The 18172-nt window shown below is 73.1% G+C and carries 15 protein-coding genes; 10 read left to right on the forward strand and 5 right to left on the reverse strand.

All coding sequences use genetic code 11. The features are described 5' to 3' along the window. Nucleotides 1-80: 80 nt before the first annotated feature. Genes hypA through hypE form a run of 6 tightly spaced genes read left to right on the forward strand, consistent with a single transcriptional unit; the run spans nucleotide 81 to nucleotide 6131 of the window. Nucleotides 81-479 (forward strand): hydrogenase maturation nickel metallochaperone HypA, encoded by a 399-nt coding sequence (gene hypA / locus ACFYR0_RS34240; protein ID WP_389337047.1) that lies wholly within the window; start codon nucleotides 81-83, stop codon nucleotides 477-479. 3 nt (nucleotides 480-482) lie between these two features. Then, nucleotides 483-1247 carry a hydrogenase nickel incorporation protein HypB gene (gene hypB / locus ACFYR0_RS34245; RefSeq protein WP_389337050.1) on the forward strand — a complete coding sequence of 255 codons (765 nt, stop codon included), beginning with the start codon at nucleotides 483-485 and terminating at the stop codon, nucleotides 1245-1247. Then, nucleotides 1244-3601: a carbamoyltransferase HypF gene (gene hypF, locus ACFYR0_RS34250; protein ID WP_389337053.1), complete on the forward strand. Its 2358-nt coding sequence runs from the start codon at nucleotides 1244-1246 to the stop codon at nucleotides 3599-3601. The genes hypB and hypF overlap by 4 nt, the downstream gene beginning before the upstream one ends. Before the next feature lie 31 nt (nucleotides 3602-3632). Further along, a complete protein-coding gene (locus ACFYR0_RS34255) occupies nucleotides 3633-3938 on the forward strand; it encodes a HypC/HybG/HupF family hydrogenase formation chaperone (RefSeq protein WP_389337056.1) in 306 nt (101 codons plus the stop codon). After that, nucleotides 3935-5059, forward strand: coding sequence for a hydrogenase formation protein HypD (hypD, locus tag ACFYR0_RS34260; RefSeq protein ID WP_389337059.1), 1125 nt, complete (start codon nucleotides 3935-3937; stop codon nucleotides 5057-5059). The genes ACFYR0_RS34255 and hypD overlap by 4 nt, the downstream gene beginning before the upstream one ends. Continuing rightward, nucleotides 5052-6131: a hydrogenase expression/formation protein HypE gene (hypE, locus tag ACFYR0_RS34265; protein WP_389337062.1), complete on the forward strand. Its 1080-nt coding sequence runs from the start codon at nucleotides 5052-5054 to the stop codon at nucleotides 6129-6131. The genes hypD and hypE overlap by 8 nt, the downstream gene beginning before the upstream one ends. A 52-nt stretch (nucleotides 6132-6183) precedes the next feature. Here hypE and ACFYR0_RS34270 read toward each other — a convergent pair whose 3' ends face one another. The 4 genes from ACFYR0_RS34270 to ACFYR0_RS34285 all read right to left on the reverse strand — a co-directional run bounded on the left by ACFYR0_RS34270 (nucleotide 6184) and on the right by ACFYR0_RS34285 (nucleotide 12569). Continuing rightward, nucleotides 6184-8025, reverse strand: coding sequence for a GMC family oxidoreductase N-terminal domain-containing protein (locus ACFYR0_RS34270; protein ID WP_389337065.1), 1842 nt, complete (start codon nucleotides 8023-8025; stop codon nucleotides 6184-6186). Beyond that, a complete protein-coding gene (locus ACFYR0_RS34275; protein ID WP_389337068.1) occupies nucleotides 8022-9455 on the reverse strand; it encodes a hypothetical protein in 1434 nt (477 codons plus the stop codon). Before ACFYR0_RS34275 ends, ACFYR0_RS34270 begins: the two co-directional genes overlap by 4 nt. Next, nucleotides 9452-10138: a FadR/GntR family transcriptional regulator gene (locus ACFYR0_RS34280; RefSeq protein ID WP_389337071.1), complete on the reverse strand. Its 687-nt coding sequence runs from the start codon at nucleotides 10136-10138 to the stop codon at nucleotides 9452-9454. The genes ACFYR0_RS34275 and ACFYR0_RS34280 overlap by 4 nt, the downstream gene beginning before the upstream one ends. Before the next feature lie 103 nt (nucleotides 10139-10241). Then, nucleotides 10242-12569, reverse strand: a complete 2328-nt coding sequence (locus ACFYR0_RS34285) for a PAS domain S-box protein (RefSeq protein ID WP_389337074.1) — start codon at nucleotides 12567-12569, stop codon at nucleotides 10242-10244. 183 nt (nucleotides 12570-12752) lie between these two features. Between ACFYR0_RS34285 and ACFYR0_RS34290 the strand changes: the two genes are divergently transcribed. Both ACFYR0_RS34290 and ACFYR0_RS34295 read left to right on the forward strand, forming a co-directional pair. Further along, nucleotides 12753-12980 carry a hypothetical protein gene (locus tag ACFYR0_RS34290; RefSeq protein WP_389337077.1) on the forward strand — a complete coding sequence of 76 codons (228 nt, stop codon included), beginning with the start codon at nucleotides 12753-12755 and terminating at the stop codon, nucleotides 12978-12980. 393 nt (nucleotides 12981-13373) lie between these two features. Further along, nucleotides 13374-14678 carry a M28 family metallopeptidase gene (locus ACFYR0_RS34295; RefSeq protein WP_389337080.1) on the forward strand — a complete coding sequence of 435 codons (1305 nt, stop codon included), beginning with the start codon at nucleotides 13374-13376 and terminating at the stop codon, nucleotides 14676-14678. A 76-nt stretch (nucleotides 14679-14754) separates the two neighbouring features. Here the strand turns inward: ACFYR0_RS34295 and ACFYR0_RS34300 are convergent, their stop codons facing one another. Then, on the reverse strand, nucleotides 14755-15471 hold the full coding sequence (locus ACFYR0_RS34300) for a DUF1275 family protein (protein WP_389337083.1): 717 nt from the start codon (nucleotides 15469-15471) through the stop codon (nucleotides 14755-14757). 313 nt (nucleotides 15472-15784) lie between these two features. Here ACFYR0_RS34300 and ACFYR0_RS34305 point away from each other — a divergent pair, with 313 nt between their 5' ends. Then, nucleotides 15785-16231 (forward strand): DoxX family protein, encoded by a 447-nt coding sequence (locus ACFYR0_RS34305; RefSeq protein ID WP_389337086.1) that lies wholly within the window; start codon nucleotides 15785-15787, stop codon nucleotides 16229-16231. Between the two features lie 614 nt (nucleotides 16232-16845). Further along, nucleotides 16846-18171, forward strand: coding sequence for a cytochrome P450 (locus ACFYR0_RS34310; protein ID WP_389337089.1), 1326 nt, complete (start codon nucleotides 16846-16848; stop codon nucleotides 18169-18171). Nucleotide 18172: the final 1 nt, after the last annotated feature.

Here is an 18172-nt window from a genome sequence, read left to right on the forward strand (position 1 = left end):
GCCGCGGACACGGCGTGCCGGGCCGTCGAGCCAGGGGCCCTCGCCTTGAATGAGGCCCGGCCCTGGGAGGACGAGACCCTATGCACGAGATGTCCATCGCGCTGGCCGTGATCGACCAGGTGGAGACGGCCGCCGCACAGCACCCCGAAGTCACCGCCGTGCGATCGGTACGGCTGAAGGTGGGCGAACTCGCCGGTGTGGTGCCCGACTCCCTCACCTTCTGCTTCGAACTCGCCTGCGCCGGAACCCTGCTGGAGGGCGCCGAACTGGTCACCGAGGAGGTGCCCGGCCTGGCCCGCTGCACGCCCTGCGCGCGCGAGTGGGCCGTCGGCATGCCGCCCCGGCTGAACTGCCCGGGCTGCGACGGGTCGGCCGTCGAACTGCTCGCGGGCCGGGAGCTCCAGATCACCGACGTGCGGTGGGAGAGGGGCGACCCCGCGCCCGCGGCCGCCCGCGAACCGATCCCCGAGGAGTGCTGAACCATGTGCCGTGTCCTCGACCTGCAACAGGCCGTGCTCGCCAAGAACGACGCCAGCGCCGGACTCCTGCGCTCCCACCTCGCCGACCGGGGCACCACGGTCGTCAACCTGCTCTCCAGTCCCGGCAGCGGCAAGACCGCCCTGCTGGAACGCGAGTTGGTGCTGGCCCGGGAGCGGGCCGTGCCGGTCGCGGCGCTCACCGCCGACCTCGCCACCGAGAACGACGCGGCGCGGCTCGCCCGTTCCGGCGTCCCGGTCAAACAGGTGCTCACCGACGGACTGTGCCATCTGGAGGCGGCCATGCTCGCCGGGCACCTGGACGGCTGGCTGCCCCTCGGCACCCGGCTGCTGTTCGTGGAGAACGTCGGCAACCTGGTCTGCCCCGCCTCCTACGACCTCGGCGAGACCCTCCGTGTCGTCCTCGCCTCCGTGACGGAGGGCGAGGACAAGCCCCTCAAGTACCCCACCGCGTTCGGCCTGGCCCATCTGGTGGTGGTGACGAAGACCGACATCGCCGAGGCCGTCGAGTTCGACGAGGACGCCTTCCGCGCGAACGTGGAGCAGGTCAACCCGGGTGTGGAGATCGTCCTCACCTCGGCGCGCCGGGGCCGGGGCGGCGGCGTACTGCTCGACCGGGCGCTCGCCGCCGCACAGGACGGCCCCCCGCACACGCCGGTCATGGCCCGAAGCCCGCAGCACGGTCACCCGCACACCCATACGCACCCCGGCGCGGCCGACGCGCTCGCCCCCGCCCCGGCCCGCCCGTGAGCGCACCGGCCCGGCCGGCCGCCGGCCCGCAGGACCAGCCGCACCGCCGCCGGGTCGTCGTACGAGGTGTGGTGCAGGGCGTGGGCTTCCGGCCGTACGTCTACGGACTGGCCACCGAACTCGCCCTGACCGGGCATGTCACCAACACACCCGAGGGCGTCGTCGCCGAGGTCGAGGGCAGCGCCGAGGCCGTGGCCCGCTTCTGCGACCGGATCGCGCTCCAGGCACCGCCGCTCGCCCGGGTGGAGTCGGTCCGGCACCAGGAGATGCCCGCCACCGGCGAAGGAGCCTTCACCATCCTCGCCTCCCGCGCCGGTGGCCCGGCCCGCACCCTGGTCTCGCCCGACACGGCCACCTGCGCCGACTGTCTCGCCGAGCTGGCCGACCCGGCCGACCGGCGCCATCGTCACCCGTTCGTCAACTGCACGCACTGCGGGCCGCGCTTCACGATCGTGACCGGGGTGCCCTACGACCGGGCCAGCACCACGATGGCCCGCTTCCCGATGTGCCCCGACTGCGCCCGCGAGTACGGCGACCCGGCCGACCGGCGCTTCCACGCCCAGCCGGTGGCCTGCCCGGCCTGCGGGCCCCGGCTCAGGCTGGTCACCGCCGACGGCGAGCAGCACGGGGCCGACGTGATCACCGAGGCTCGTGCCCTGCTCGCACGCGGCGCGGTCCTCGCCGTGAAGGGACTCGGCGGCTACCACCTCGCCTGCGACGCCACGGACGAGGCCGCCGTCACCCTCCTGCGGCGGCGCAAGGCCCGGGGCGACAAACCGTTCGCCGTGATGGCCAGGAGCGCCGCTGAGGTCGGCCACCTCGTCCGGCTGGGCCCGGAGGAGCGTGCCCTGCTCGAAGGCGCGGCCCGCCCCGTCGTCCTGCTCAGGCGCCGCACCGGACCTCCCTGCCCGGCCGGGTCGGTGATCCCCGCCGGGGCCGTCGCGCCCGGCAGCCCCGATCTCGGCATGATGCTGCCGTACACCCCGGTGCACCACCTGCTGCTCGGTCTGCCCGGGGACCCGGGCGGCCCCCGGCTGCTCGTCATGACCAGCGGAAACCTCTCCGGCGAGCCGATCGTCACCGACGACGCCGAGGCCCTGGAGCGCCTGGCGCACCTGGCCGACGCCTGGCTTACGCACGACCGGCCGATCCATGTCCCGTGCGACGACTCCGTGGTCCGGGTCTGCGACGGACAGCCCCTGGTGCTCCGCCGCTCGCGCGGCTACGCCCCGCTGCCCGTGGCGCTCCCGCTGCCCGTACGCCCCGCCCTCGCCGTCGGCGGCGATCTGAAGAACACCTTCTGCCTGGGGGACGGGCGCATGGCCTGGCTGTCGGCGCACATCGGCGACATGGACGGCGTCGAGACCCAGCAGGCCTTCGAAGGCGCCGTGGAGCAACTGGAGTTCATCACCGGCGTACGGCCGGCAAGCCTGGTCGCCGACCGGCATCCCGGGTATCGCTCCGCGCGGTGGGCAGAGCGCAACGCGGCCGGGCGGACCGTCGCACGCGTCCAGCACCACCACGCCCACATCGCCTCCGCGATGGCCGAGCACGGACTCGACGGCACCCGGCCGGTGATCGGTGTCGCCTTCGACGGCACCGGGTACGGCGACGACGGGGCCGTGTGGGGCGGGGAGTTCCTGCTCGCGGACTACGACGGCTTCCGGCGGTTCGGGCATCTCGCCTACGTCCCCCTGCCCGGCGGCGACAGCGCGGTGCGCAGGCCGTACCGGATCGCCCTGGCCCATCTGCGCGCGGCAGGTCTGCCCTGGTCCGCCGACCTCGCCTGCACGAGGGCCTGCCCGCCCGACGAACTGCGGCTCCTGGAAAGGCAGTTGGAGCGGGAGGTGAACTGCGTCCCCACCTCCAGCATGGGCCGCCTCTTCGACGCCGTGTCCTCGCTCGCCGGGGTGTGCCACCTGGCGGACTACGAGGCACAGGCCGCCGTCGAACTGGAGGCGGCCGCACTGCGCGCACCGGACGCGGACACCACCGCGTACCCCTTCGACGTCCGGGAGGACGAGCCGCTGCGGGCCGACCCGGCGCCCCTGATGGCGGCGGTCGTCGCCGACCTGCGCGCGGGCGCCGGAGCGGATGTGATCGCCGCCCGCTTCCACCGTGGGGTGGCCGCGCTGGTGCACCGGATGTGCCGGCTGGCGCGGGAGCGGCACGGGCTGGACACCGTGACCCTGACCGGCGGCGTTTTCGCCAACACCGTTCTGTCCTGCGCCTGTTCGGCCGCCCTGCGCGAGGACGGCTTCACGGTCCTGCGGCACCGCCTGGTGCCGCCGGGCGACGGCGGCCTCGCGCTCGGCCAGCTGATGGTGGCCGCCCGCACGACGACCGACGACTGAGCAAACCCGCGACCACAGCGAGGAGAGGCCCATGTGCCTGGCGGTACCCGGCAGAGTGCTGGACATCGAGGAACGCGACGGCACCCGGATGGCCACCGTCGACTTCGGCGGAGTCGTCAAGGAGGTGTGCCTGGAGTATCTGCCGGACCTCCAGGTCGGCGAGTACGCCATCGTGCACGTCGGGTTCGCCCTGCAGCGGCTGGACGAGGAGTCGGCGAAGCAGACACTCGAACTCTTCGCCGAACTCGGCATGCTCCAGGAGGAGTTCGGCGACGCCTGGGAGATGGCGGCGGCCGAGGCGGGCGTCGAACCGGTGGAAGAGGTGCAGGGCCAGTGAAGTACATCGACGAGTTCCAGGACCCGGAGCTGGCCCGGCGGCTGCTCGACGACATCCACGCCACCGTGACCCGGCCCTGGGCGCTGATGGAGGTGTGCGGAGGGCAGACGCACAGCATCATCCGGCACGGTCTCGACCAACTCCTGCCGGACCAGATCGAGTTGATCCACGGGCCCGGCTGCCCGGTGTGCGTGACCCCGCTGGAGGTCATCGACAAGGCCCTGGAGATCGCCTCCCGGCCCGGCGTGATCTTCTGCTCCTTCGGTGACATGCTGCGCGTGCCCGGCACCGGTCGGGACCTGTTCCAGGTGCGCGGCGAGGGCGGCGACGTCCGGGTCGTGTACTCACCCCTCGACGCCCTGCGGATCGCCCGCCAGAACCCGCACCGCGAAGTGGTGTTCTTCGGCATCGGCTTCGAGACCACCGCCCCGCCCAACGCCATGACGGTCCATCAGGCGCGCAAGGAGGGCATCAGGAACTTCAGCATGCTGGTCTCCCACGTCAGGGTGCCTCCCGCCATCGAGGCGATCATGTCCTCGCCCACCTGCCGCGTCCAGGGCTTCCTCGCCGCCGGGCACGTGTGCAGCGTGATGGGCATGGGGGAGTACCCCGAACTGGCCGAACGCTTCCGGGTGCCCATCGTCGTCACCGGCTTCGAACCCCTGGACATCCTCGAAGGCGTACGCCGCACCGTACGGCAGCTGGAACGCGGCGAGCACTCCGTCGACAACGCCTACGCCCGAGCGGTCCGCCCCGACGGCAACCCCGCCGCCCGCGCCATGCTGGAGGACGTCTTCGAGGTCACCGACCGCGCCTGGCGGGGCATCGGAGTGATCCCCGACAGCGGCTGGCGGCTGGCGCCGAAGTACCGCGACCACGACGCCGAGCACCGCTTCCGCGTCGACGGCATCCGGACCGAGGAACCCGCCGAGTGCCGCAGCGGCGAGGTCCTCCAGGGACTGCTCAAGCCGCACGAGTGCGCCGCCTTCGGCACCCTGTGCACCCCGCGTACACCGCTGGGCGCAACGATGGTCTCCAGCGAGGGCGCCTGCGCGGCGTACTACCTCTACCGGCGGCTGGAACTGCCCACCACGGCCCGGGAGGCGAGCCCCGTTGTCTGACCGCACCGAACTCCCCGCCGCCCCCCTGGACATCGAGGCGTGGACCTGCCCGGCGCCGGTGCGCGACCGGCCCCGGGTCGTCATGGGCCACGGCGGCGGTGGTGCCCTCTCCGCCGAACTCGTCCAGCAGATCTTCGCCCCCGCCTACGGCGGTGAGACGCTCTCCCAGATGGGCGACGCCGCGGTCCTCTCCCTGGGCGGCGCCCGGCTCGCGTTCTCCACGGACTCCTACGTCGTACGGCCGCTGTTCTTCCCCGGCGGCAGCATCGGCGACCTGGCGGTCAACGGCACCGTGAACGACCTCGCCATGAGCGGCGCCCGAGCGGCCTATCTCTCCTGCGGATTCATCCTGGAGGAGGGCGTCGAGCTGGAGACCGTCACCCGGGTCGCCGAGGCGCTGGGCGCGGCCGCGCGCAACGCCGGCGTGGAGGTGGCGACCGGTGACACCAAGGTCGTCGAGTCCGGACACGGGGACGGCGTCTACATCAACACGGCCGGCATCGGGGTCGTCCCCGAGGGCGTGGACCTGCGCCCGCAGCGGGTCGTCCCCGGCGACGTCGTGATCGTCAGCGGTGCCGTCGGCGTCCACGGCGTGGCGGTCATGAGCGTCCGCGAGGGCCTGGAGTTCGGCGTGGAGATCGAGAGCGACTGCGCGCCGCTCGGCGGCCTCGTCGAGACCATGCTCGCCGTCACCCCGGACCTGCACGTACTGCGCGATCCCACCCGCGGTGGCCTCGCGGCGTCGCTCAACGAGATCGCGGCCGCCTCCGGCACGGGGGTCGTCGTCCGGGAACGCGAGGTGCCCGTGCCGCCGGAGGTGGCCAACGCCTGCGCCATCCTCGGCCTGGACCCCCTGTACATCGCCAACGAGGGCAAGCTGGTGGCCTTCGTCCCGCGCGAGCACGCCGACGCCGTCCTCGACGCGATGCGCGCCCACCCGCTGGGCCGGGACGCCGCGGTCGTCGGCGAGGCCGTCGAGGCGCACCCGGGCATGGTCGTGGCCCGGACCAGCCTCGGTGGAACCAGGGTGGTCGACCTGCCGATCGGGGAGCAACTGCCGCGGATCTGCTGAGGTCCGCGCCCGTTGCCCGCCCCGGCCGTCCTTCGGCGGCCGGGGCGGTGCCTCAGTCGCCGAGGTGCAGGTCCGTGACGGCCAGCGCGGCGGCCATGATGCTCAGCTGCGGGTTGACCTCGGGGCAGGAAGGCAGCACGGAGGCGTCGGCGACCAGGACGCCGTGCACGCCGCGCAGGCGGCCGCGGGCGTCCGCCGGACAGCGCTGCGGGTCCGCGCCCGCCGCGACGGTCCCGGTGGGGTGGTACGCCGAGACATGGAGCCGGTGCGCCCCGGTGCGGGCGAGCAGGTCGTCGAGCTCCCCGAGCGTGCGTACCCGGGGTGTGACGGGGATGCCCGTCAGCACCTCCTCGGCTCCGGCGGCGAGGAGCAGTTCGCCCATCACGCGCACGGCGTGCAGCAGCCGTCCGGCGTCGCGGCGGTGGAGGTCGTAGCGGATCAGCGTGCGACCGCCGCCGAGTACGCGGCCGGAGGGACGGTCGGCGATCATCGCGCCGAGCGTGGCGAGCCGGTGGGCGTCGTCCAGTTCACGGCGCAGGCCCGCGCCCAGACCCGGCAGGACGAACGTGCCCATGCCGGGCGGCGTGGCGGTGGCCTCGACGAGCACCCCGTCGCGTTCGTGGTGCTCCTCCACGCCCACGCTCTGGAGGACGCCCTCCCAGGCGGTGACCGGCTCGGCGAAGCTGCCGGCGAGGGTGGTGGCGGGATGGACGCTGAGATTGCGGCCGAGCCGGGGATGGCCGCCCAGACCGGAGCGGCGCAGCAGCGGCGGCGACTGAAGGGCGCCGGCGGCCACCACGACCAGGGGCGCGAGGATCTCGAGGTGACCGCCGTCGCGGCGCACCCGCACCCCCGCCGCGCGGGGGCCGCCCGGGCGGTCGCCGTCGACGAGCACGCGTTCCACCCTCGCCCCCGTGACGATCCGGGCCCCCGCCGCGCAGGCGTCCGGCAGGACGGACAGCTGGACGCTCTGCTTGGCGCCGGTGGGGCAGCCGACCACGCACGCGCAGGAGCCCCGGCATCCGGGGGCGTTGCGGCGCAGCGGCGCGGCGGTCCAGCCGAGGGCGCGGGCACCGGCCAGCGCGAGCCGGCCGTTGGCGCCGAGCACGTCCAGGGGCTGACGGGCCACACCGAGGGTGCGTTCGGCCTCGTCGAGGTGGGCGGCGAGGCCGTCCGCGGGCGCGAAGCCGAAGTCGGTGCTCCAGCGGGCCAGGACACGGTCCGGAGTGCGGTAGCAGGTACCGGAGTTGACCAGTGTGGTGCCGCCGACGGCCCGGCCGGTCGGCAGCAGCACGGGCACCCGGCCGACGGCCACGGTCGCTCCGCCGTCCCGGTACAGCTCGGTGAACCGCTCCAGCGGTGCGCGCCGGCGGAAACCGTCGGTGCCGTGGTGGTGGCCTTCCTCGAGGACGACGACGTCGAGTCCGGCCCGCGCGAGGGTCCGGGCGGCCATGGCACCACCGGCGCCCGAGCCGATCACGACGGCGTCGGCGGTGCTGCGCGAGGGCCAGGCCTCGGCGGGGGTGCAGTCGAGCGGCGGGTCCGGGCGGACGGGGGTGGGAGCCGGGGGAGTGCTCCCGAGCATCCGCTCGGTCCCGGCCGCGAGCAGCACGGGCACCTTGACCGTCTCCAGCAGCGGCAGCAGGGCGGGCCGGGCGGCGAGCCGGGCGAGCGTCGCCGCCCGTTCGGCGGGGGTGAGTGCCGCCATGCCGCGTCCGGTGCGGGCCCGTGCGTAGGCGTCCACCGCGTGCGCCGCCGCCCGGAACGCCGAGCGGGGCCCGGCCGGCAGCGAGGCGAGCACCGTCTCCAGACGGCCGGGGACGCGCGCGGCCCACTCGGTGGAGCCGTCGTCGCCGATCAGGGCGGCCACCAGACCGGCCACGGCGGCGCTCACCGGGTGCCCACTTCCGCGTGGGCGGTGCCGTCGAGCGTCCAGCGCGCCTCGGTCCGCCAGCCACCCGGCCACCACCGTTCCAGGCGCACCTGTGCGTCGGCGCGTTCGCTGTTGCGGCACACGGCGGGGTCGCCGTCCGGGTCGCGGTAGTCGAGCGCGAGGGTGCGGTCCTCGGACTGGGTGACCGTCACGGTGATCCGGCGCAGTCCGCTGCGGCCGGTGACCGTCCAGACGGGCAGGCCCAGTTCGGCGCGGAAGCGTCCCCAGCCCGCCCAGCCGACCGCGCTCCGCTCCGGGCGGCGCGGCCAGGTGCGGCCGTGGCGGCGCAGCCGCAGGAAGACCAGCGGGGGGAGCCTGCGCAGGCCGGGCCGCCGGGAGACGGCGGCGACGATCTCCAGCACCTCACCGTCACCGAGGTCGGCGTGCAGCCACGCCCAGCGGCGGGCGTTGCCGTGACCGTAGATCCGGGCGGACGCGCCGGGCGCGGCTTCGAGCGAGAGCGTCGTGCCCTCATAGGTGAACGTGCCGTCGTAGCGGGCCGAGGCGGCGGGCAGGATCTGCGCCGCGGGCAGCCGGGGCCGGGTCCAGGACCAGCGCGGGAACGTGAACAGTGGTCCGTCCAGGGGCTGTTCGTCCAGCTTCCACCGCCAGGCGCCGTCCTCCGCCGACCCGGTGAGGCGGCCCGGGGCGGCCGTGACACCGTCCGCGCGGAAACCGTCGCGGTCGCCGGTCCACGGGGCGGGACCGAAGCGCACATGACGTACGGGGCCGGCCTCGGGGAACACCGCGGCCCAGCCGTGCGCGTACGGCTCGGATCCGTCGGCCGGTGCGACGAGTTCGTGATGGAGCCACACCCCGGTCCCGGTCGCCGGGTCGGTGAGTGTCGTGTACCAGACCTCGGTACGGCCCGCCTCGCCCCGCCAGCGCGGTGCGAGCAGACCGGCCGGGTCCTCCTGCCGCGGGAATCGCCAGCTCGCCAGGAACGGCAGCCCCCGCGTGGCGAGACGGAAGCGGAGCACACCGCCGCCGACCGGGCTTCCGTCCTCGTACAGCGTGTACGGCAGTACGGTCATCGACGCCACGGGCCGCCGCGGGGTCACCGACTTCCAGCCGTCCAGGGTGAAACGTCGGCCGTCGGCGGTGAAGGCGAGCCGGTAGCGGATCCGCCGCCGGGCCAGCGGGGAGATCTCCAGCTCCCCCTCGACCGCCGCGCCGCCGGTGAGTCCGGCGATCCGGACGCGGCCAACGGCCCGTGCCTCGGTCGTACGGGTGGGGCGCAGTATCTGCCCTGCCGTCACGGTCAGTTGCAGACGCACCCCACGAGTGCGGCCCCTGTCCTCGTGCAGGCACAGCGTGCCCGACATGGTCTCCCGGAAGGAGGTGCCCCGTGTGGTGGCGGCGGTTCGTGTGCGGGTGCCGGGGCCGCTCATCGCAGGCCGTCCAGCATGATCCTCTCGGTGTCCGTCAGGTACTTCTCGGCGGCCTCGCGCGCCCCGGCCGCGTTCCCGGCGCAGACCGACTCGACGACGGGTGCGAGGCGGTCACGGGCGACCCCGGCGTCGGTGAACGGGCCCGCCAGCGAGGCGCGGACCGGCAGATACGCGTTGAACAGGGTGTTGGTCAGCAGTACATAGACCCGGTTGCCGGTGGCCCGGGCCAGGGCGCGGTGCACCTCGACGTCCGCCAGCTGCACGGCGTCGGCGCCGGCCGCCTCGCCCACGGCGGCCAACAGGGCCCTCAGCTCGCCCTGCTGACCGCCCGACACCCGCGTGGCGGCGCGCTCGGCTATCAACGCGCCTATGCCACGCCGTACTTCGAAGATCTCGCCGACCCAGTCGGGACTGTGCCGCACCAGCATGGGCAGCAGATCCGCCCCGCCCAGCCGCAGATAGTCCCGCACCCGGGTGCCCACGCCGTGCCGGGTCTCCAGCAGGCCGGCCTGGACGAGACGGCCGAACGCGTGCTTCAGGGTGGTGCGGGTGACGCCGTAGCCGTCGGCGAGCTCACGCTCCGGTGGAAGGTAACTCCCGGCGGTGTGCCGCCCGTTGAGGATGTCCTCGCGGAGACGTCCCTCCAGGGCGTCGACCAGCGTGGCACGGGGCAGTGTCTCCACGTCGTCCCTCCATTGGCTCAGTGGATGAGCCACTCAACCAGTGGGATGACGTCACGTCAATGGCGGTACGTGGAAGCCTGTTCTGATGGGCAGGCGAGTTCTGTCAGATCTCCCCGTCGCCCACCTGGAACGTGAACCAGGTCGTCTTCCCGTCGTCGTTGGGCCGCACGCCCCAGCCGTCGGCGAGGGCGTCGACGAGGAGCAGGCCGCGTCCGGACTCGTCGTCGAGGGAGGCGGGGCGGGGCTGGGGGAGCTGGGGGCTGCGGTCGCTGATCTCGACGGTGAACTCCGTGGCGTTGCGGCGCAGATGCAGGTTGAGGGGGCCCTGGGCGTGCTGGATGGCGTTGGTGAGGACCTCGGAGACCAGGAGCCGGGCGTCGTCGACGAGGTGGGCGCAGTCCCAGTCGGTGAGGGTCTTCGTCAGGAAGGCGCGGGCCTCGCCGACGGCGGCGGCGACGGCCGGGAGGTGCGTCGTCGCGGCGGCCAGCGGGGCCGAGGGGAGGCGGGCCAGGAGCAGGGTGACGTCGTCGTTGTGGCCGTCGGCGTCGGGCAGCAGCGCGGCGAGGACGTGGTCGGCGGTGTCCTCCAGGCTGTCGGTGGCGGCGAACGAGTCGTCGAGGGTGCCGACCAGCGCCGCGAGACGGTGCTCGATGTCGCTGCCCGGGGTCTCGATCAGGCCGTCCGTGTAGAGCACGAGCGTCGCCCCGGGCGGGACGGCCACACGGGCCTGCTGATGGAGGATGCCGCCGACGCCGAGCGGAGCGCTGACCGGGGCCGGGAGCGCCCGCACGCCGCCGTCCCGGTCGGCCAGCAGGGCCGGCAGATGGCCGGCCGAGCAGAAGGTCACCTCACCCGTGTCCGGGGCGAGGACGAGGTAGCAGCAGGTGACCAGCTGGTCGGGCAGGTCCAGATCGGCGACGATCGCGTCGAGGGCCTGCATCAACTGCCGTGGCTCCATACCGGTCTTGGCCAGGGCGTGCGCGGCGGCCCGCAACTGGCCCATCACGGCGGCGGCGTCCAGGCCGCGGCCCATCACGTCCCCGATGAGGATGCCGACCCGGCCCGCCCCCAGCGGGATGAGGTCGAACCAGTCACCTCCCACGCCCGCGCCCTGGGTGGCCGGCAGATAGCGGCTCGCGGTGGCCAGGCCCGGGATCGCCGGCGGGGTGCCCATGAGGCTGCGCTGAAGGGTCAGGGCTATGTGGCGCTGCTGCTCGTAGAGCGCCTGGAGTTCGGCTTCGGCGCGTTTGCGGTCGCTGATGTCACGCACGATGGCACAGGCGCCCTCGACCGTGCCGTCGGCGGCCCTGGTGGGCCACAGGGTGACGTCCACGTCCAGCAGTCGGCCGCTGCGGGTCACCCTGAGGGTCTCGAAGTGCTCTACCTTCTCGCCGCGGGCGAGGCGGTCCAGGAGCACGGTGATCTCGTGCCCGCGGTCCGGCAGGGCGAGCACGGACACGTTGCGGCCGATGGCTTCCTCGGCGCTGTAGCCGTACAGCCGCTGCGCGGCCGCGTTCCAGTAGGTGATGCGGCCGTCGAGGGTCTTGGCGAGGATCGCGTCCTGGGAGGACTCGACGAGGGCGGCCAGATGGTTGATGTGCTGTTCGGCGGCTTTGCGGTCGCTGACGTCGCGGACGGCGGCGGAGACGAGGAGTCCGTCGGTGGTCTCGAGGGGGCTGAGGCTGATCTCGACGGGGAACTCGGTGCCGTCCTTGCGCAGGCCGTGGAGTTCGAGTCCGGCGCCCATGGGGCGTACTTGGCGGGTGTCGGCGTAGGCGCCGCGGTGGTGGGCGTGGTGGGAGCGGAAGCGGTCGGGGATGAGGAGGTCGACGCTCTGGCCGAGGAGTTCGGCGCGTCCGTAGCCGAAGAGTGTCTCGGTCTGGGCGTTGACGAGCCGGATGATCCCTTCGTCGTCGACGATGACCATCGCGTCCGGCGCGGCCTCCAGCAGCCCCCGGAAGCGCTGTTCGGCGGCTTTGCGGTCGCTGACGTCGCGGACGGCGGCGGAGACGAGGAGTCCGTCGGTGGTCTCGAGGGGGCTGAGGCTGATCTCGACGGGGAACTCGGTGCCGTCCTTGCGCAGGCCGTGGAGTTCGAGTCCGGCGCCCATGGGGCGTACTTGGCGGGTGTCGGCGTAGGCGCCGCGGTGGTGGGCGTGGTGGGAGCGGAAGCGGTCGGGGATGAGGAGGTCGACGCTCTGGCCGAGGAGTTCGGCGCGTCCGTAGCCGAAGAGTGTCTCGGTCTGGGCGTTGACGAGCCGGATGATCCCTTCGTCGTCGACGATGACCATCGCGTCCGGCGCGGCCTCCAGCAGCCCCCGGAAGCGTTCCTCGCCCGCCTCCGCCACTTCGACCGCGGCTCCGTGGTGGCAGCGGCCCGGCGGTGTGGTGGTGGCGGTGCGGCTCGACGCCGTAATGACCTGGTCGTCCATGTAGGCCCCAAGCGGCTGGGTTAACGATGAATCGTGCCATCACAGCGCATCCGAATTCTCGACGCGCGCGCATGCTCATTACTGGTCGTCCCGCGTCCGAAGGTGGCCGACCCGCTTCGATAGCCTGCCGCTTTCCACGTTACGGAAAGTCTCGAACAGGGCTTGCGGCGCCGGACGGTACGCGTGTTCGGGCACGTGCCCCTCGTCGACGGCATCCGCCGGTTCGGCGCCGGACGCCTCGCCGCGCTCGTCGAACGGCACCCCGACATCGCGGCGTTCCTCTGCGGCCACGCGCACACGGCCGCGGCGCCCACGTTCGCCGGACGACCCGTGCTGGTGGCCTCCGGTGTCGTCTCCACCGTCCGGCTCCCCCGGGAGCACCGCGCGTACCGCACGACGATGTCCGCCTGAACCAGCCGCCGCCCTCGCCCTCCATGTCCTGACCGGGTCGGGGGAGTTGACCACGCACTTCCGTCACGTTCGCGAGTGAGCGCGGAACGCTCTGCGGTGCAGGTCACAACTCGCTCCCGGCGGCCCTGTGGTGCAGGTCACACCCCTGCTCCCGGCCTGCCCCGCCCGTCCCACGCTGCCGAAACGGGCGAGGACAGGCCAGTGTCCGCTGAGCGAACACACCAGTCCGGTCAGCGCTCTTGACGTTACGTCAAAGATTCATCGAACATTCAGCTCGCACCGCCGCACCTGGCACAGGCACCACACAGCTCCAGTCACCCCGCATCACCGACGCCGCGGGGTGTCACGCACGTTCCGCAACCCATCCTCAGTTCGGAATCACGGAGCCCCCACATGAAGCTCTCCGCTCACAGACGTGCCCTCGCGCTCGCCGGCACAGCCGTCGCCGCGCTGCTCGCCGGGGCCGTCCCCGCCGCCACCGCCGAGCAGGCCACCGTCGCCGCGCCCGACATCCCGGTGGCCAACGTCAAGCAGCACCTCGCCGACCTCCAGTCCATCGCGAGCGCCAACGGCGGCAACCGCGCCCACGGCCGGACCGGCTACAAGGCGTCCATCGACTTCGTGAAGGCGAAGCTCGACGCGGCCGGATTCACCACGACCGTCCAGCAGTTCACGTACAACGGCAGCACCGGCTACAACCTCATCGCCGACTGGCCCGGCGGCGACCCCAACCAGGTCGTCATGGCCGGCTCGCACCTCGACTCGGTGACCTCCGGGCCCGGCATCAACGACAACGGCTCGGGTTCGGCGGCGATCCTGGAGACCGCCCTCGCCGTCTCGCGGTCCGGCTACCAGCCCACCAAGCACCTGCGCTTCGGCTGGTGGGGCGCCGAGGAACTCGGGCTCGTCGGCTCGAAGTACTACGTCAACAACCTCCCGGCCACCGAGCGAGCGAAGTTCAGCGGGTACCTGAACTTCGACATGATCGGATCGCCCAACCCGGGCTACTTCGTCTACGACGACGACCCGGTCATCGAGCAGACCTTCAAGAACTACTTCGCCGGCATCGGTGTCCCGACCGAGATCGAGACCGAGGGCGACGGACGCTCCGACCACGCCTCCTTCAAGAACGTCGGCATACCCGTCGGCGGTCTGTTCACCGGCGCCAGCCGGGTCAAGACCTCCGCCCAGGTGCAGAAGTGGGGCGGCACCGCGACCGCCTTCGACCGCTGCTACCACTCGTCCTGCGACACCACCTCGAACATCAACGACACGGCCCTGGACCGCAACAGCGACGCCGTCGCCCACGCGATCTGGACCCTCTCCGGTACGACGACCCAGCCCCCCGGCACGGTCTTCGAGAACACCGCCGACGTCTCCATCCCGGACAACGGCTCCGCGGTGACGTCCGCGGTCACCGTCACCGGCCGCACCGGCAACGCGCCGAGCAACCTCCCGGTCGCGGTGAACATCGTGCACACCTACATCGGTGACCTCCAGGTGCAGCTGGTCGCGCCCGACGGCACCGCCTACACGCTGAAGGCGTACGGCACCGGCGGCAGCGCCGACAACATCAACACCACGTACACGGTGAACGCCTCGTCCGAGGTCGCCAACGGGACCTGGCTGCTGCGGGTCCAGGACAACGCGGCCGTCGACACCGGCTACATCAACAGCTTCAAGTTGACCTTCCCGTGACAGACCCCCGGGTGGGTCGGCGACAGCTCCCGACCCACCCGGGTCCCAACCCGGCCGCGCGGCGGGGCAGGACGGGTCAGGCGCCCCGTACCCGCCGGGAAGCCGGGTGCGCCACATAGGCGCCGAGACAGACGAGCACCCCGGCGGACGCCGTCAGCAGGGCGACCGTGAGCGACACCCGCAGCAGCAGCGTGCCGAGCAGCGCCCCGGCCGGTACGGCGAGCAGGGCGGCCGCCCGGTAGCGCTGATCGGCGTCGCTGATCCCGCGCCCCAGTGCCGAATGCCGGATCAGGGTCACCAGAGTGCCGGTGACCAGCGTGGTGTTGAGCACCGCGCCGAGCCGCCACATGGTCGCGCTCCGTACCCCTATCGCCAGCGCGGTCAGCGCGATCACGGCATAGTGCCGGCCCTCCGGCGCGTCGTCCGTGACCGGGGCGAGGCCGACGGCGCAGAGGGCGGCGACCGCCAGCAGCAGTGCCGCCGTCGTGGCCGAGGTGAACAGCCAGCGGCGGTAGCGTTCGGCGGCCATCGCGGCCCCGAGGCGGCTCCCGGCCACCGCCCCGGCGGCGAACGCGCCGACCGCCGCGCACGAGCCGGCCGGCTCCAGCCCCTCGGCACCGCCGAGCGCGAAGCCGAGGAAGAGCAGGTTGCCGGTCATGAACGCGGTGAAGATCTGGCCGAGGCCGAGGAAGGCCACCGCGTCGACGATCCCGGTGACGGCGGTCACCGCGACGAGCAGCTTCGGCAGCGGATCGGAGGGCACGGGACCGGTCGGGCCTCCAGCATCGGTCATGCCTCCAACATCGGTGACGCCGGGAGCGCGGGGGCGCGCACGGGGGTGTGGTGCCGCGCACGCCACTCGAACGGCACTGTGAGCCGGGGCCGGTGCCGTGCACGCCACTCGAACGGCACCGCGCTGGTACCGCGCGCCGGGCCGTCCGTCCCCGGCACATCGGCGGATGGTTCGTTGAACGAGACGCCCGGTGGGCACGTTCAGTAAGGGCGACGGGGACTCCCACCCGTCGGCCGCCCTGCCCTGTCCACCCGCTGTCCCGTCCCGAGGGGGCGGACACGGACACACCGATCGATTCCAGGAGTACCCGCCGATGAACAACACACCTGTGAGTGACCGGCTGTCGAAGCACCAGCCCGTCGTCCTGGGGCTGTTCCGTATCGTCCTCGGCCTGTTGTTCGCCAGTGAGGGCGCCGCCACGGTCTTCGGCGTCCTGGGCCGCGAGAGCAGCGCCGTGGGCGAGTGGCCCTTCTGGTACGCCGGGGTGATCGAACTCGTCGGCGGTGTGCTGATCCTGCTCGGCGTGATGACCCGCGCCGCGGCCTTCCTGTGCTCCGGCATCATGGCCTTCGCCTACTTCACCGAGCACCAGAAGGACGGCCTCTTCCCGCTCCAGAACGGCGGCCTGGCCTCGGCGCTGTTCTGCTGGGCCTTCCTGATGCTGGTGTTCTTCGGGCCCGGCGCGCTCTCCCTGTCGGGGCTGTTCTCGCGCGACGCCCCTCAGACGGCCGTGCAGCCGGTGCACGGGCGCACGCACTGAGCCTGCGCGGCACCCGAGGGCCGCGGGTCTCCGGCGTCGCGACGCCCGCCCACATCCCTCGCACTCCCTGGCGCGTCCTCCTCCGCCCCACCGCCGCGGGCCTTCGCGGCGGTGGGGGGGGGGGCCGCCTACTGACCGGGCGGTGCGGGACCGGCGTGGCCGACGGGGCGGGAGGGATCGGCGGGGTCGACCCGTATGGGCGCCTCGCAGGTCCGGTGGAGGCGCCGGACCGCCGCGAGCATCTCGGCACGCTCCTCGCGCGGATACGCGTGCAGCGGCTTCAGTGAGTCCCGCTGGTCCAGGAACGTCCGCGCGAACGCCCTGACCAGTCCCTCGGAGAGCAGGAGACCGACGGAGGGGGCGACCGGACAGAAGGAGTCCCGGGCCAGGTGCGGACCGGCCCCCGCTCGGCGGACCCCGACCGCATCAGGATCCTGATCTGCTGGACGCCGAGGACGACGACTTCCCGGTCGGTCGTACGGCCCCTGCTCGCGAACCCACTACCCGGGCCGGCGGCGGGCGCGCGGCCGACGGGGCGTCCGGCGGGCGAATCGCCAGGTGATGCCGCGCACAATTGTTCGGGAATCGTATGGTCGGCGTGTTAACTTCCGGCCGTGACTCTCCCGGCTGTGGACGCGCCCGCGACCGTTACCGAAGGAGCCGGGCCGGGCCCGGCGGCCCGTCCTTCGTACCCGGACGACGCTGACCCCCTGGGGCCGCTCGACCTGTTCGGCGCCCCGTTCGTCCGCGACCCCTACCCCTGGCTGGACCGGCTGAGGACCGAGTCTCCGGTGCATCACGACCCCGCCACCGGGCTGTGGCTGGTCAGCCGCCCCGAGGACGTGCGCGAGGTCCTGCTCGACAACGACCGGTTCCTCCCGGACAACGCCCAGAGCGCCGCCACCCCGCTGCCCGTCGCCGTGCTGAGGGTGTTCGCCCGGGCGCGTTTCACCCTCCCCGCGGCGCTCGCGAACAACGGCACGGCCTCCCACGCGGGACTGCGCCGGGTGGTGACGCGCTTCTTCAACGCGCAGCGCGTCGCGGCCGCCGTACCGGTGATCGAGCGGATCGCCGGGGAACTGCTCGACGCGGTGCGGCCGGAGCTCGAAAACACCGGCGGCAGCGACCTGTTCACCGGGTTCGCGCAGGTCCTCCCGTGCCGGGTGCTGATGGAACTGCTCGGTATCAGGGGGATCGATCCGGCCACGCTGATCCGCTGGAGCGACGCCTCGCTGGAGCTGTACTGGGGTCGGCCGACGCTGGAGCGGCAGCTCGAACTGGCCGAGCTGGTCGTGGAGTTCCAGCGCTGGCTGACTGAGACCGTGCGCGGTGGCGCCGCCTCGGAGGACTCCTTCATCGGTGCGCTGGCCCGGCACCGGCTGCCCGACGGCAGCCTCCTGGACGTCGAGACGGCCGTCGGCGCGTGCTTCTTCGTCTTCATCGCGGGCCAGTCCACCACCGGACAGCTCATCTCCACCGTGCTCGGCCGGGCGCTGGCCGAGCCCGGCGTCTGGTCGCGTGCGGCGGTGGAGGAAGGACTGGCCGAGGCCTGGGTGGACGAAGTGCTGCGGCGCGAGCCGCCGGTGACCAGCTGGCGCCGGGTGACCGCGCGCGCCACCCGCCTGGGCGGGGTGGAAGTCCCCTCCGGCGCACAGCTGTTGCTCATGCTCATGGGCACCGGATCCGACCCGGATCTCTTCCCGGAACCGGAGCGGATGTGCCCCCGTCGCGCCAACATCCGCCACCATCTGGCCTTCGGTGTCGGCCGTCACCGCTGTCCCGGGGCGTCCCTGGCACGCACGGAGGCTGCGGTCGCCCTCAGGGCCGCGGCCCGCGTCCTCCCGCACATCCGCCCGGCAGCCGGGTCGCAGAAGCCTCCGATGCTCGGTCTGCTGTCGTTCCGGGCACCCCTGAGCGTGCCGGTGGAGCAGCGGCCGTAGC

Origin of the sequence: Streptomyces sp. NPDC005017, assembly GCF_042873115.1 — a bacterium.
Classification (GTDB): domain Bacteria; phylum Actinomycetota; class Actinomycetes; order Streptomycetales; family Streptomycetaceae; genus Streptomyces.